Source organism: Caulobacter sp. LARHSG274, from assembly GCF_052871235.1.
Window position 1 is genome coordinate 473,628 of sequence record NZ_JBIXJO010000001.1, and the last position, 14,033, is coordinate 487,660.

General features: G+C 68.5%; 10 protein-coding genes. 3 read left to right on the top strand and 7 right to left on the bottom strand.

Features of this window, described 5'->3' with window-relative positions:
* Nucleotides 1–9: 9 nt before the first annotated feature.
* The 4 genes from ACIPQB_RS02200 to ACIPQB_RS02215 all read right to left on the bottom strand — a co-directional run bounded on the left by ACIPQB_RS02200 (nt 10) and on the right by ACIPQB_RS02215 (nt 4,610).
* Nucleotides 10–2,124, bottom strand: coding sequence for a putative bifunctional diguanylate cyclase/phosphodiesterase (locus tag ACIPQB_RS02200; protein ID WP_446483557.1), 2,115 nt, complete (start codon nt 2,122–2,124; stop codon nt 10–12).
* A gap of 113 nt (nt 2,125–2,237) precedes the next feature.
* Nucleotides 2,238–2,957: a ribonuclease T2 gene (locus ACIPQB_RS02205; protein ID WP_446483558.1), complete on the bottom strand. Its 720-nt coding sequence runs from the start codon at nt 2,955–2,957 to the stop codon at nt 2,238–2,240.
* 177 nt (nt 2,958–3,134) lie between these two features.
* Entirely contained in the window at nt 3,135–3,359 is a 225-nt protein-coding gene (locus ACIPQB_RS02210; protein ID WP_446483559.1) for a hypothetical protein, read from the bottom strand.
* A gap of 552 nt (nt 3,360–3,911) precedes the next feature.
* Nucleotides 3,912–4,610, bottom strand: a complete 699-nt coding sequence (locus tag ACIPQB_RS02215) for a CDP-alcohol phosphatidyltransferase family protein (RefSeq protein WP_446483560.1) — start codon at nt 4,608–4,610, stop codon at nt 3,912–3,914.
* Nucleotides 4,611–4,671: 61 nt separating this feature from the next.
* Between ACIPQB_RS02215 and ACIPQB_RS02220 the strand changes: the two genes are divergently transcribed.
* From ACIPQB_RS02220 to ACIPQB_RS02230, 3 genes are all read left to right on the top strand, one after another.
* Complete coding sequence (locus tag ACIPQB_RS02220) at nt 4,672–5,646, top strand: phosphatidate cytidylyltransferase (protein ID WP_446483561.1); 975 nt, start codon at nt 4,672–4,674, stop codon at nt 5,644–5,646.
* 2 nt (nt 5,647–5,648) lie between these two features.
* Nucleotides 5,649–6,287, top strand: coding sequence for a lysophospholipid acyltransferase family protein (locus ACIPQB_RS02225; protein WP_446483562.1), 639 nt, complete (start codon nt 5,649–5,651; stop codon nt 6,285–6,287).
* A gap of 518 nt (nt 6,288–6,805) precedes the next feature.
* Nucleotides 6,806–10,555 (top strand): Ig-like domain-containing protein, encoded by a 3,750-nt coding sequence (locus ACIPQB_RS02230; protein ID WP_446483563.1) that lies wholly within the window; start codon nt 6,806–6,808, stop codon nt 10,553–10,555.
* A gap of 302 nt (nt 10,556–10,857) precedes the next feature.
* Here ACIPQB_RS02230 and ACIPQB_RS02235 read toward each other — a convergent pair whose 3' ends face one another.
* The 3 genes from ACIPQB_RS02235 to rpsO form a co-directional block, all read right to left on the bottom strand.
* Nucleotides 10,858–11,136 (bottom strand): hypothetical protein, encoded by a 279-nt coding sequence (locus ACIPQB_RS02235; RefSeq protein WP_446483564.1) that lies wholly within the window; start codon nt 11,134–11,136, stop codon nt 10,858–10,860.
* A gap of 147 nt (nt 11,137–11,283) precedes the next feature.
* Nucleotides 11,284–13,434: a polyribonucleotide nucleotidyltransferase gene (pnp, locus tag ACIPQB_RS02240; RefSeq protein WP_446483565.1), complete on the bottom strand. Its 2,151-nt coding sequence runs from the start codon at nt 13,432–13,434 to the stop codon at nt 11,284–11,286.
* A 327-nt stretch (nt 13,435–13,761) separates the two neighbouring features.
* Nucleotides 13,762–14,031: a 30S ribosomal protein S15 gene (gene rpsO, locus ACIPQB_RS02245; protein WP_007667263.1), complete on the bottom strand. Its 270-nt coding sequence runs from the start codon at nt 14,029–14,031 to the stop codon at nt 13,762–13,764.
* Between the last annotated feature and the right edge of the window lie 2 nt (nt 14,032–14,033).

The following is a 14,033-nucleotide window of genomic DNA, read 5'->3' on the forward strand; positions in this document are numbered from 1 at the left end:
ACGACCGCCTCAGCCGCGCTGTGAAAACCCGTCGATGAACGCGGCCACCTCGGCCGCCGGCATCGGCTTGGCGAAGTGATAGCCCTGGACCTGGTCGCAGCCGTATTCCTGCAGGGCCGCCAACTGGTCGGGCCGCTCGACCCCCTCGGCCACGACCTTCATGCCCATGCTGGAGCCCAGGTTGATCACGGCCCGGACGATGGCGTCGTCCTTCTGGTTCTGGACGAAGGACTTGTCGATCTTCAGCCGGTCGATCGGGAACTGGGTCAGGTTGGCCAGCGAGGCATAGCCGGTGCCGAAGTCGTCCAGGGCGATCAGCACCCCGGCGTCGTGCAGCCGCTTGACGGTCTGGCTGACCACGTCCGAGCCCCAGCCCATATAAACGTTTTCGGTGACCTCGATGGTCAGCCGGTCGGGCGGCACGTTCCAGTGCTTGAGCTTGGCCTCGATCTCGGCCGCCAGCCGTCCGGAGCGGAACTGGGCCGCGGAGACGTTGATCGCCACCCGGCCGAAGTCCACGCCCTGGTCGATCCAGGCGCGCATCTGGCCCAGGGCCCCGTCGAAGGCGACGTCGCCCAGCTGCAGCGACAGGTCGCTGTCCTCGAGCGCCGCCATGAACGCCGCCGGGGGCAGGATTCCCTGTTCGGGGTGACGCCAGCGCATCAGGGCCTCGAAGCCGGCGACGCTGTTGGCGGCCAGGTCGACCACCGGCTGGTAGAACATCTCGAACTCGCCCTGGGCGATCGCCAGGCGGACCTCGCGCAGCAGCTCGACGCGCTGCTCCACCTGAGTGCGCATGGCCGGCGCGAACAGCACGCTGCGATTGCGGCCGTCCGTCTTGGCCTTGTAGAGCGCCACGTCGGCGTTCTTGAGCAGGTGGTTGGGATCGGCCTGGGGGTCGGCATGCACCGCCGCGCCGATGCTGGCGCAGATGGTGAAGCTCTGGCCGGCGTGCTCGATCGGCGTCCGCAGCAGGTCCTGCAGCACCGCGATCGGCCGGGTCAGGTCGTTTTCGCCCTTCAGCTCGCGCAGGACGATGGCGAACTCGTCGCCGCCGAGCCGGGCGACCGTGTCGCTGCGCCGGAAGGCCCGCTTGAGCTGGGTGGCCAGCGCCTGCAGCAGCGCGTCGCCGGCGTCGTGGCCCATGGTGTCGTTGACGTCCTTGAAATGGTCGACGTCGAGCATGATCAGGCCGAACATCTCGCCGGACTGTTCGCCGGCGGCCACCGCGTCGTCATAGGCGCGCTGGAAGGCCGCGCGATTGGGCAGGCCGGTCAGGGGATCGCGGAAGGCCAGAAACTCGATCTGGGCGGCGGCTCGGATCGCCTCGGTGACGTCCTCGTGGGTGGCGACATAGCCGCCGGTGGCGATCGGATTGTGGGTGATGCGGATGGTGCGGCCGTCGGTCAGTTCGACGTCCCGCGTCGCCGCCGCCCCGCTCAGGGCCGCCTCGACCGTGACCGCGTAGAAGGCCGAGAAGCTCCTGGGGCCTTTGCCGATCGACTGGCGGTGCTCGAGGATGGCGTCCAGGTGCGTGCCCGGCTGGGCCAGGGCGTCGGGCATCTCATAGAGCCGGCGATAGGCCAGGTTGCAGAGGATCAGCCGCTTGTCCGCGTCGAACATGCACAGGCCGTGCGGCATGTTGCTGAGCGCGGCGTCGAAGCGGTCGTTCTGTTCGGCCAGCCGCAGCCGGGCCTCGTCGGCGTCGCGCATGGCCAGGACCGCCTCGGTCACCTCGCGACCCGAAGCGGCGATCCGCTGGATCGCCGAGCCTTCGCTGGGCCAGGGCCGGAATTCGAAGCTGAACCAGCGCGGGGAACGCCCGCCCTTGGCCGGGATCTCGACCCGGCAGTGCTGGGTGAGACCGGTCTCGCGGCAGCGGCGCGCGCCGGCGGCGAAGACGTCGCCGAAGGGGAGGGTTTTGGGAGCCCGCCGCTGGGGTCCCGGCGAGGTCATGCCGGCCTCGAACCATCCGCGGCTGAACAGCAGCGGCCGCAGGTCCAGGTCCATCAGCACGATCGGCACCGGCGCGTCGCTCAGGGTCACGCGCAGCGCCGCTTCGGCCGGACCGAGGGCGTCGGAACGCCGTTCGACAACATTCAGAACGACGACGTCGGCGCCCATGGTTCAAATCCCCGGCTTTGTAATCAGAAGCCAGAATCCCGCCGCATCGCTAATAAGTTGATGACGTTCGTTCGCAGATACCTGTGGTGCATGGTCGCAGGGCGGCGGCCGCCCTAGCCCTTCGGCGTCACCCGGATCGTCACCGGATCCGGCGTGCCGTTGCCGCCCCGGCAGGCGGCCGGCTTGAACTTCAGGTCCATGCAGACCCACACCTCGGTCAGGCGGTTGTCCTTGTTGACCCGCACGTTGAGGCCATCTCGGCTGAGGCCGCGGTTGCGCTTCAGGAAGGCCTGACGCACCTGGCCGGCGGTCATTGTCCCGTTCGGGCCGGGCTTGAGGTCGGGCACGTTCAGCGCCGAGCGCACCGCCCGTTCCTGGGCGAAATAGGCCTCCGGCGTCTCCCATTGGCAGGTGCCGTGCGCCTGCCACTCGTGCTGCAGCAGCCAGGGCGACGGGGTCATGCACAGATTGGCCTTGACTGTGGCGAGGCTCAGGGGCGGGCTGTCGCGGCAATAGCGGGGATGGACCTTGTCGGGTCCGTTGGGCCACAGGCCATGGACCGTAAAGCCGAAGCGGTTGGCCTCGCACTGGATGGCCTTGTCCGACTCCGGGGCCCCGGCCCGGCAGGCCTCGGGCGACCAGAACAGAGCCAGCAGATAGGCCGCGGTCGGCACGTCGCGGTGGATCTGGTCGGCGGGCGGAACCTCGGCCGGGGCCGGGACGACGTCGGCGGGAATGGCGCAGGCCTTGGGCGCGCCGGCCTGGGCGGCGCCGGCCAGAGCCAGGGCGGCGAGAGCGGCGGCCAGGGCCGGGATGATCTTCGGGGAGGTCATGCGGGTTCTCCATTCCGCGGATCGGCGCGCCGAAACCTGGGCTGAACTTGTCCTTACCCGCCGGGCCCGCCACGGCCAATCCCCGGGGGCGGGGGCGCTGATCGGGCGGTTGAAGAAATAGCCGTTTCCTTCTCCCGCAAGGGGAGAAGGATTCTGACGGCCAAGGGAAGAAGGATCCTAGCCGCGCCGGTCGCGCTCCAGCGACGCGTTGATGTCGGCCAGCATGGTCTCGGCATTGCGCAGCAGCGCCAGCTGGAAGGCCCGCCGGCGGGCGGCGTTGACGGCGGCGTAGCGGGCTTCGAGCTCGGCGTCGGTCAGGCTCTCGGGATCGCGGCCGGCCAGGTCGGCGGCGTCGATATTGGCGGAAGCGGGCGCAGGAACGGGCGGTTTCGGCTTGGCCATCGGAAGTCTCCATCAAGGGGGTTGCGAGAGGGCGCGCGATCGTCGGCCTGGCAGGCACGGGTCGGCGCCGACCGCCGGCGAAGGCCGGCGGGGCTGGGGAGGCGGCGGAGCGCCCGGGCCATGCCCGGAATTGTATTTGGAGAGTACCGTTTCGACACGTCACGGGCGCTCCGCGCGGCCGGTGGACGGAAGCCTTCGGATCGCGGATTTTTAACCCGCTCCGATGGAGGCCCCCGGCGGGCGGAGGGGAAGCGACCCCGTCCGGACCGCGCGGGCGATTTCAGCCCGCGCCTGTGGCGTTCGTCTTTCGGCTCCGCGGGGGTGTTCCCGCCGTCCGACCGGAAGACTGAAGGTCCATCCGGATCCTCCCGCCTCCCGCGCCGGCTCGAAGGGCCCCGCGCAACCGGCCGACGGACGCTTCCCGCTCGACCGCCCCCGCCGCCCGTCAGGTCGCCAGCTGAACGGCCTCCCCTGCGGTGGGACGAGGAGTATTATGGGGGTGGTCTGGAAGGGTGCGGAGCAAATCGGGTCGAAAAAGTTTAAGCCATTGATTCAGCCGGGCTTTGGCTCGGACTCTCCGAGGATGGACGGCCGTTCGCGCAGCCCCCGCGCCAGGTTCCGCGTTCGCCGCACGACGGTCACCAGGGTCCCGACGCCGATCGCCAGCAGGCCGAGCAGCAGCACCTGGCCCGTCCCGCCCCACAGCGGTTCGGCGGCCGAGACCAGGCAGGTCGCCGTCAGGGCCGCCATCCGCTGCGGCTTGGCCATCGGGCCGGAGAAGTCGGCCGGCTGGCCCAGGCCGCGGCCCAGCTCGCGGACATAGGCGGTCAGCACCGCCAGCACCGCGGCGATCCAGCCGAAGGAGTCGGCCCCGTGCAGGCCGGCGGTCCGCGCGCCGTAGCCGGCCCCGGCCAGCAGCAGCACGTCGGCGATGCGATCGGGCAGCTCGTTCCATACCGGCCCGGCCGGACCGGACCGCCCGTGCTCGACCGCGACCATGCCGTCCAGCAGGTTGCACAGCAGCCGGCCCTGGACGCACAGGGCCGCCAGGATCAGGGCCGCGGCCCGCAGGCCGGCCTCCAGCCCGCCGGCCGCCATGATCAGGGCCGCGCCGAGGGCGGCGAAGGCGACGCTCATCGCCGAGATGAGGTCGGGACTGGCCTTGGCCTCGGCCAGGCGGCTGGCCAGCCAGCGGGCCAGGCCGGTGTCGCGGACCGCCAGCGGCCGGCGGTTGTCGAGGTCCTGGGTCATGCGGCGCTCCTCCACGGCGAGAACTAGGCTATAGCTAAACCGGTCCCTCGTCCGGAGTCTCATGGCCCTGCTTCCCGCCGTCCGCGCCTTTTTCGCCGCCCAGCCGCCGGCCCTGCTGGCGGGGCTGGCCGGCGTGGTGATCCTGCTGGGCGTCGCCGGCCTGGTCGCGGCCGCCCTGACCGCCCTGCGGCCGGAGAAATCCTATCTCGAGCTGCGCCAGCGCATCGCCAGCTGGTGGGTGATGGTCGCCCTGCTGGCCGGGGCGCTGCTGGCCGGCTGGCAGGCCACGGTCGCAGTCTTCGCCCTGATCTCGTTCATGGCCCTACGCGAGTTCCTGTCCCTGGCCCCGATCCGCCGCGAGGACCGGCCGGCGATCCTGGCGGCCTATCTGGCCCTGGCCGCCGCCTACGGCTTCATCGCTGCCGACCGCTACATGTTCTACCTGGTGTTCATCCCGGTCTGGACCTTCCTGGGCCTGCCGTTCCTGATGGCCATGCTCGGCCAGACCCGCGGCTTCCTGACCACCGCCGCCACCTTCCACTGGGGCCTGGTGACCTGCGTCTACAATCTGGGCTTCGCCGCCCTGCTGATGCGCGCCCCCGCGGCCGAGCGGCTGCCGGCCGGGGCCGCGGGCCTGGTGTTCTTCCTGCTGCTGGCCACCGAGTTCAACGACGTGGCCCAGTATGTGTTCGGCAAGCTTTTCGGCCGCCGCAAGATCGCCCCGACCGTCAGTCCCAACAAGACGTGGGAGGGCTTCCTCGGCGGCTGGCTGGCCGCCGGCCTGCTGATCTGGTTCCTGGGCCCGGTGTTCACGCCCCTGGCCGGGCGCGGCCTGCTGGTCATGGCTTTCGCCCTGCCGCTGGCGGGCTTCGCCGGCGACGTGACCATGAGCGCGGTCAAGCGCGACATCGGCGTCAAGGACACCTCCCACGCCATACCCGGCCACGGCGGGGTGCTGGACCGCGCCGACAGCCTGACCTTCACCGCCCCGCTCTATTTCCACCTGCTGGCGCTGTTCGCCCTGGACAAGTTCTAGCGGTGGCCTGGCTGCGCTTCCTGCTGCTGATCCTGGTGGCCCGGCCGCTGGCCCTGTTCATGACCGGGGCCGACGTCAGCGGCCGCGAGCGCCTGCCGCTGAAGGGCCCGGCCATCGTCGCGGCCAATCATTCCAGTCATGTCGACACTCTGCTGCTGCTGGCCATCTTCCCCTCGAAGGCCCTGGCGCGGGTGCGGCCGGCGGCGGCCGCCGACTATTTCCTCAAGGACCCGGTGATCGGCTGGTTCTCGCGTCATGTGATCGGCATCGTGCCGGTGGCGCGGCTGAAGGCCCGCTCCGGCGAGGACGTTCTGGCTCCGGCCCGCGCGGCCCTGGCGGCCGGCGACATCGTGGTGGTGTTTCCCGAGGGCACGCGCGGCGACGGCGACCAGCTGGGCCGGCTGAAGGGCGGCGTCGCCCGCCTGGCCGAGGCCTTCCCGGACGCGCCGGTCACCCCGGTCTGGATCCAGGGGGCCGGCCGGGTCCTGCCCAAGGGCGAGGCGATCCCCGCGCCGCTGAACTGCGCAGTGCTGGTCGGCGAGCCGGTGACCTGGCAGGGCGACCGCCACGCCTTCATGGCGGAGCTGCGCACGGCGCTGCTGGCGCTGAAGGACCAGGCCCCGCCGCTGCGTTGGTCCTAGCGGCGCCGCTCAATCGGGCGTCGCGTTCGACCCTTTTCGCGCGCCGGTGCGCCGCGCGCCCTGATCAAGTAAGTAAGACCTTCCTTCCAATCTGAAATTGAACGGCGCCGCTTGCAATTTTCGCAACCGGCGCCAAGCGCTTTCAAGCGCCGCCGTCAGTGATCGGCGCGCACGCCAAGGTGGCGATATTGAGATTCGCGCGCGTCATCCGCCGCCGCGCCTATAATCGTCTTTCGAAGTGCAGAGAAACGACGCAAGCGGACAAAAACAATAACTCATGTGTCATATCAACTCTCTTCCTATCACTGGCGCCTTGAAGCGAAGACTATCCAGACTTCTCGATTGAGAAATGCTGAAAACTTCGACATCGTCATGTCATCGAGCGGCCCTAGGCTGGATCGATATCGCGGTCTTGTTCGGCGGGTCTAAGCAGACTCGGCCGATCGGGATAACGGGCGAGGGTCGGGACCCTCGCTGCACGGACAATCGCCGCTGGGCGTCCTTTGGGGGAGAAACTGATGGCCACCACCCTGACCGCGGGCGACGTCGCCCTGATCGGCTACAGCGCCGACACCGGCGGCAAGTCGTTTTCGTTCGTGCTGCTGCAGGCGGTCGAGGCCGGGACGGCGATCAGCTTCACCGACGACGGCTGGCTGGCGGCGGGCGGTTTCCGCACCGGCGAGGGCGTGGTGACCTACACCGCCCCGGCCGGCGGCGCGGCGGCGGGGACGGTGATCACCTTCTCGGGCCTGACCGGCTCGCCAAACCCCTCGACCTCCGGCGACCAGATCATCGCCTTCCAGGGCGCCCTGGGGCCGAGCGCGACGCCGCTGTTCGCCCTCGACTTCGCCGACGGCAACACCGGCTACGCCGGCGACGCGACCAACTCCAACACCTCGGCCGTGCCGACCGGCCTGGCGACCGGCAGCACCGCCCTGGCCTTCGGGGCCGACAACGGCGCCTATGTCGGGACCACCACCGGCACGCGGGCAGAGATCCTGTCGGCCATCGCCAACACCGCCAACTGGACGCTCGATGACGGGGTCCCGGTGGCCTACAAGACCGGCTTCACCGTCACCGACGGCGGCACGCCCAGCGCCAATGTCTCGATCAGCGACGTCACCCTGACCGAGGGCGACGCCGGGACCCAGGTGATGACCTTCACGGTCACCCGCACCGAGACCAGCAGCGCCTTCAGCCTCGACTACGCCACCGCCGACGGCTCGGCCCACGCCGGCGACGACTACGCCGAAACCCACGGGACCCTGAGCTTCGCGGCCGGCGGCCCCGCCAGCCAGACGATCTCGGTGACGCTCAATGGCGACACGACGCCCGAGCCCAACGAGACCTTCACGGTCAACCTCTCCAACCTGGTGGTGACCAGCGGCGCGGCGGCCCTGGTCGACGCGGTCGGCCAGGGGTCGATCGTCAATGACGACTTCGCCCCGGTGGCGATCTACGACATCCAGGGCGCGGGCCACACCTCGGCCTATGTCGGCCAGACGGTGTCGACCCACGGCGTGGTGACGGCCATCGACACCACCGGCTCGCGCGGCTTCTACATCCAGGACGCCACGGGCGACGGAAATGACGCCACCTCCGACGCCATCTTCGTGTTCACCAACGCCGCCCCCACGGTCCATGTCGGCGACCTGGTCCAGGTGTCGGGCGTGGTCGACGAATATAACGGCGGCGTGGCCAGCAACCTGACGATCACCGAGATCAAGGCTCCCACGGTCAGCGTCATCGGCACGGGCGAGGTCAGCGCCACGGTTCTGGGGACCGGCGGCCGCGCCATCCCCAACACGGTGATCGACGACGACCACCTGACCAGCTTCGACCCCGCCCATGACGGCGTCGACTTCTACGAGTCGATCGAGGGCATGCTGGTCACCATCCCCAAGGCCCAGGCGGTGGGCGCGACCTATCAGGGCCAGACCTGGGTGGTGGCCGACGACGGGGCCGGCGCCACCGGCCTCAACAGCCGCGGCGGAGTGACCCTGTCCGACGGCGACAACAATCCCGAGCGCATCCAGGTCTATGCCGACAGCGGCGTCAATCCGGGCTTCGCGGCCGGCTACGTGCTGGGCGACCACCTGGGCGACGTCACCGGCGTGGTCAGCTATTACGGCGGCGAATACGAGGTGCTGCCGACCGCGGTCGAGACCACCGCCAGCGCCGGGCCCCTGCCGCTGGAGACCACCAGCCTGGCCGGCGACGCCAGCCACCTGGCGATCGGGGCCTATAATCTCGAAAACATCTCGCCGCAGGATCCGGACGCCAAGTTCGCGGCCCTGGCCGCCGACATCGCCCACAATCTCGGCGCGCCCGACATCCTCGGCGTCGAGGAGATCCAGGACGCCGACGGGACCGGAACCGGCTCGGATCTCAGCGGCGCAGCGACCCTGAACAAGCTGGTCGCGGCCATCGAGGCGGCCGGCGGCCCGCACTACAGCTGGGTCGAGATCGCCCCGACCACGGCCGGCAGCACCGGCGGCGAGCCCGGCGGCAACATCCGCAGCGCCTTTCTCTACCGCGCCGACCGCGTCGACTATGTCGAGGGCTCTGCCCGGCTGGTCGCCGACACCACCGGCCCGACCGACGCCTTCCACAACAGCCGCTCGCCCCTGGCCGCCGACTTCGTGTTCCACGGCGAGACCGTCACCGCCATCGACGTGCACAACTATTCGCGCGGCGGCAGCGACCCGCTGTTCGGCGCCAACCAGCCGGCGACCAACAACGGCGACGACCGCCGGGTCGACCAGACCACCGCCGTGCGCGACTATGTCCACGGCCTGCTGGCCGCCGACCCCGACGCCCATGTGGCGGTGATGGGCGACTTCAACGCCTATTATTACGAGCAGAGCCTGACCCTGCTGGAGGCCAATGGCGACCTCTACAACCTGGCCCGGACCCTGAGCCCCGAGGAGCGCTACTCCTACATCTTCGAAGGCAACGCCCAGCAGATCGACAACCTGCTGGTCTCGCAGAGCCTGCAGGCCGGCGCCCAGTTCGACAACGTCCACCTCAACACCGGCCAGGCGGCGATCGACCAGCCCAGCGACCACGACGCCATCCTGGCCCGGCTGTCGGTCAACACCGCCCCGGTCGCCGCCCTGGACGGGACCTTCACGGTGGACGAGGACACCCTGCTCAGCGTCGACGCCGCCCATGGCGTGCTGGCCAACGACAGCGACCTCAACGGCGACGCCCTGACCGCGGTCCTCGGCCAGGGCCCCAGCTATGGCCAGCTGACCCTGAACGCCGACGGCTCGTTCACCTACCAGGCCCAGGCCGACTATTTCGGCGCCGACAGCTTCACCTACACCGCCCATGACGCCTATGGCGGCGTCTCCGGCCTGGTGACGGTGGCGCTGGGGATCGCCGCGGTCAACGACGTCCCGGTCGGGACCGCCGACGCCGCCAGCGTCGCCGAGGACGCCTCGGTCCTGCTCGACGTGCTGGCCAACGACACGGACGCCGACCACGACGCCCTGACGATCGCCGCCCTGTCGGGCGCCAAGTCGGCCCTGGGGGCCTCGATCTCGATCGAGAACGGCCAGGTCCGCTATGTCGCCGACGCCGACAGCTTCGACCAGCTGGCCCCTGGCCAGTCGGTGGCCGACAGCTTCACCTATACCGCTTCCGACGGCCACGGCGGCTTCACCGGCCCGATCACCGTCAGCCTGACGATCGGCGAGGCCGGCGACAACCGCACCCTGGCCGGTTCGCTGCTGCGGGCCAACAGCTTCACCGACACGGCCGGCCACGACACCACCTATACCGGCGGCCTCTTCGCGGACCTGATCAATGGCGGCGACGGCGCCGACCACCTGATCGGCGGCCTCGGCGCCGACCGGCTGGACGGCGGGACCGGGCGCGACATCCTCGACGGCGGGATCGGCAATGACCTGCTGACCGGCGGGACCGGCGCCGACCGCTTCGTGTTCGGCCTGGCCTCCGGCGTCGACCACATCACCGACTTCAACCCCGGCGAGGACACGATCTCCACGCCGGCCCGCGACCAGATCGGCGGGCTGTTCAACGGGCCCGGCAAGCTGTTCAACCTTCTGGACGGCGTCCTCGACCGGATCACCGCCCCCGGCTTCCGCGACCTCGACACCGACGGCGACCACCGCGCCGACGCGGTGGCGATCAACGCCGTCGGCATGGGCACGGTGATCCTCGACCACTGGACGATCGCCAGCCTGACCCAGCAGCACTATCTCGACGCGCAGCAGCAGGTGGTCGGCGACTGGCTGCTGTAGAAGGCTGGTCGGCTGGCATTACGCCCGCCATCCTCGGACTTGTTCCGAGGACCCTGCTTCCGCCGCGAAGGCCAACGCCAGACGCGTCCTCGTCCTTCGACAAGCTCAGGATGAGGACGAATTTGACGGCCGTTCAGTAGAAATCCTCATCCTGAGCTTGTCGAAGGACGAGGATTTCTTCCACCGTCGGCGTGAGCCAGAACACTCAAGCCTTTTCAACCGGACAGCCGTGGAACAAGTCCGAGGATGACGGCGGTTAGGGCGGGGATCGCATCTCCGGGCGGATGCAAAATTCGGCGGCTTCAGGGTCGAATAAAGACGCGCAGACCGCAATCGGTGCGAACTGGAAGCCCGTCCTTCAAGGCGTAATATTCCCAACACACATCCTGTCCGCGCTGGACCGAGCGTTTGTCGATGTCCGCCGCGGCGAGAAACTCCGACACAGTCGTTCGCCCATCGCTGTTCCAGTCCATCTCTCGCCAGCCGTAGCCGCGCGCCAACGACGCCAGCGCGATGCAGGCCGGATAGATCAGGAAGAGCACCGCAATTCCGAGGGTCAGGAAGAGAAGCGTCTTTTTCATTCTCGACCGAGCCATGGCGGATACCACACGCGTACAGCAGGTAGGGCCACGCGTCGACGAGCGAGGGTCACAGCCCTCAAAACGCAAAACGGGCGGCCCCTTTCGGAGCCGCCCGCCTGCTAGTTCACGTCAAAGGCCGGCCACCGATCAGGTGGTGACGGCTTCTTCCGGGGTCACGGCGTCCTTCTTGGACAGGTCTTCGCCGGTTTCCTGGTCGACGACCTTCATCGACAGCTTGGTCTTGCCGCGATCGTCGAAGCCGAGGAGCTTGACCTTGACGATCTGGCCTTCCTTCAGCACGTCCGAGGGCTTGGCCACCCGCTCGTTGCTGATCTGGCTGACGTGGACCAGGCCGTCCTTGGCGCCGAAGAAGTTCACGAAGGCGCCGAAGTCGACGACCTTGACGACCTTGCCGTCGTAGATCGCGCCGACTTCCGCTTCCTGGGTGATCGACTTGATCCAGTCGATCGCCGCCTTGATCTTAGCGCCGTCCGAGGCCGAGACCTTGACCGTGCCTTCGTCGTTGATGTCGACCTTGGCGCCGGTGGTGGCGACGATCTCGCGGATCACCTTGCCGCCGGTGCCGATCACTTCGCGGATCTTGTCGGTCGGGATGGTGATGGTCTCGATCTTCGGCGCGTAGTCGCCGACGTCTTCACGCGGCGCGTCCATGGCCTTGTTCATCTCGCCGAGAATGTGCTCGCGGCCGCCCTTCGCCTGGGCCAGCGCCTGCTTCATGATCTCTTCGGTGATGCCGGCGATCTTGATGTCCATCTGCAGCGAGGTCAGGCCCTGGCTGGTGCCGGCGACCTTGAAGTCCATGTCGCCCAGGTGGTCTTCGTCACCCAGGATGTCCGACAGAACCGCAAAGCCGTCCTTTTCCAGGATCAGGCCCATGGCGATGCCCGAGACCGGACGGACCAGCGGCACGCCGGCGTCCATCATGGCCAGCGAGCTGCCGCAGACCGTGGCCATCGAGGACGAGCCGTTCGACTCGGTGATCTCGGAGACCAGGCGGATGGTGTAGGGGAAGTCTTCCTTGCTCGGCAGCATCGGGCGCAGGGCGCGCCAGGCCAGCTTGCCGTGGCCGATTTCGCGGCGGCCCGGGCTGCCCATGCGGCCGGTCTCGCCGACGCTGTAGGGAGGGAAGTTGTAGTGCAGCAGGAAGGACTCCTTGTAGGTGCCTTCCAGGGCGTCGATGAACTGCTCGTCGTCGCCGGTGCCCAGGGTGGCCACGACGATGGCTTGGGTTTCGCCGCGGGTGAACAGGGCCGAGCCGTGGGTGCGCGGCAGGATGCCGACTTCGCCGAGGATCGGGCGCACGGTGTCGACGGTGCGGCCGTCGATGCGGATGCCGGTGTCGAGGATCGAGCGGCGAACGATGTCGGCCTCCAGTTCCTTGAACACCGAGATCAGCTTCAGCGGGTCGATGCCGGCCGGGTTGGTGTCGCTCTTGGCGAACTGCTCGACGGCCTTGGTCTTGGCCGCGCCGAGGGCGGCGACGCGCTCGGCCTTGCCGCGGATGGTGTAGGCGGCGGCCAGGTCGGCGCCGACGGCCTTCTTCACTTCGGCCTTCAGGGCGTCGGTGTCTTCCGGCTGGAAGTCGAAGGGCTCCTTGGCGGCGTGTTCGGCCAGTTCGATGATGCCGTCGATCACGGCCTGCATCGACTTGTGGGCGAAGGAGACGCCGCCCAGGACGATCTCTTCCGAGAGTTCCTGGATTTCGCTCTCGACCATCATCACGGCTTCGGCAGTGCCGGCCACGACCAGGTCCATTTTGCTTTCCTTCAGCTCGTCGAGCGTCGGGTTCAGGATGTACTCTTCATTGACGTAGCCGACGCGGGCCGCGCCGATCGGGCCCATGAAGGGGGCGCCGGAAATCACCAGGGCGGCCGAGGCGGCGACCATGGCGATGATGTCGGGGTCGTTCTCGAGGTCGTGCTGCAGCACGGTGCAGACCACCTGGACTTCGTTCTTGAAGCCCTTGACGAACAGCGGGCGGATCGGACGGTCGATCAGGCGGGAGACCAGGGTCTCCTTTTCCGACGGACGGCCTTCGCGTTTGAAGAAGCCGCCGGGGATCTTGCCGGCCGCGAAGGTCTTTTCCTGGTAGTTGACGGTCAGGGGGAAGAAGTCCTGCCCCGGCTTGGCCTTCTTGGCGAACACGGCGGTGGCCAGGACGACGGTTTCGCCCATGGTGGCCAGAACGGCGCCGTCGGCCTGACGGGCGATGCGACCGGTTTCGAGGACCAGCGTCTTGCCGCCCCACTCGATCGTCTTGCGTTTGATATCGAACATTTTTCTTCTTTCGGTTCCCGCGGGCGGATTCCCGTCGGGGGCGGACAGGGGGCGGACGGCCTGCCTTCGTTAAGCGATGGGCGGCCCGATGATCCTCATCCAGTTCGACAGGCGGGCTTGAGGATGGAAAACCCTCGGACGGACATTCGGATGCTTATCCTTGAACGGAAGCGATCCGGATCGACTGCACGTTTCGGCCTGTCTCGAAACATGAAGCCTGTTCTAGGCCTGGATCATGACGGGCGCCTGAGCGGTCTTCGCCTTCGGCTGTCATGATCCTGAAAAGCGTTCCGCCGCCCTACGCGTGTAGGGCGGCGGAATTGCGTCTTAGCGGCGCAGACCCAGCTTTTCGATCAGGGCCGTGTAACGGCCGAGATCGGACTTCTTCAGGTGGTCGAGGAGGCTGCGACGCTGGGAAACCATCATCAACAGGCCACGACGGCTGTGGTTGTCCTTCTTGTGGGTCTTGAAGTGCTCGGTCAGGTTGGCGATCCGTTCGGACAGGATCGCGACCTGGACTTCGGCGCTGCCCGTGTCACCTTCGGTGCGGGCGTGTTCGGCGATGAGCGCGGTCTTGCGCTCGGCAGTGATCGACATCG

Excerpts from the sequence above, each read along its gene's own strand:
- ACIPQB_RS02200 (WP_446483557.1), bottom strand. The coding sequence starts at position 2,124 with ATGGGCGCCGACGTCGTCGTTCTGAATGTTGTCGAACGGCGTTCCGAC.
- ACIPQB_RS02205 (WP_446483558.1), bottom strand. The coding sequence starts at position 2,957 with ATGACCTCCCCGAAGATCATCCCGGCCCTGGCCGCCGCTCTCGCCGCC.
- ACIPQB_RS02210 (WP_446483559.1), bottom strand. The coding sequence starts at position 3,359 with ATGGCCAAGCCGAAACCGCCCGTTCCTGCGCCCGCTTCCGCCAATATC.
- ACIPQB_RS02215 (WP_446483560.1), bottom strand. The coding sequence starts at position 4,610 with ATGACCCAGGACCTCGACAACCGCCGGCCGCTGGCGGTCCGCGACACC.
- ACIPQB_RS02220 (WP_446483561.1), top strand. The coding sequence starts at position 4,672 with ATGGCCCTGCTTCCCGCCGTCCGCGCCTTTTTCGCCGCCCAGCCGCCG.
- ACIPQB_RS02230 (WP_446483563.1), top strand. The coding sequence starts at position 6,806 with ATGGCCACCACCCTGACCGCGGGCGACGTCGCCCTGATCGGCTACAGC.
- ACIPQB_RS02235 (WP_446483564.1), bottom strand. The coding sequence starts at position 11,136 with ATGAAAAAGACGCTTCTCTTCCTGACCCTCGGAATTGCGGTGCTCTTC.
- pnp (WP_446483565.1), bottom strand. The coding sequence starts at position 13,434 with ATGTTCGATATCAAACGCAAGACGATCGAGTGGGGCGGCAAGACGCTG.
- rpsO (WP_007667263.1), bottom strand. The coding sequence starts at position 14,031 with ATGTCGATCACTGCCGAGCGCAAGACCGCGCTCATCGCCGAACACGCC.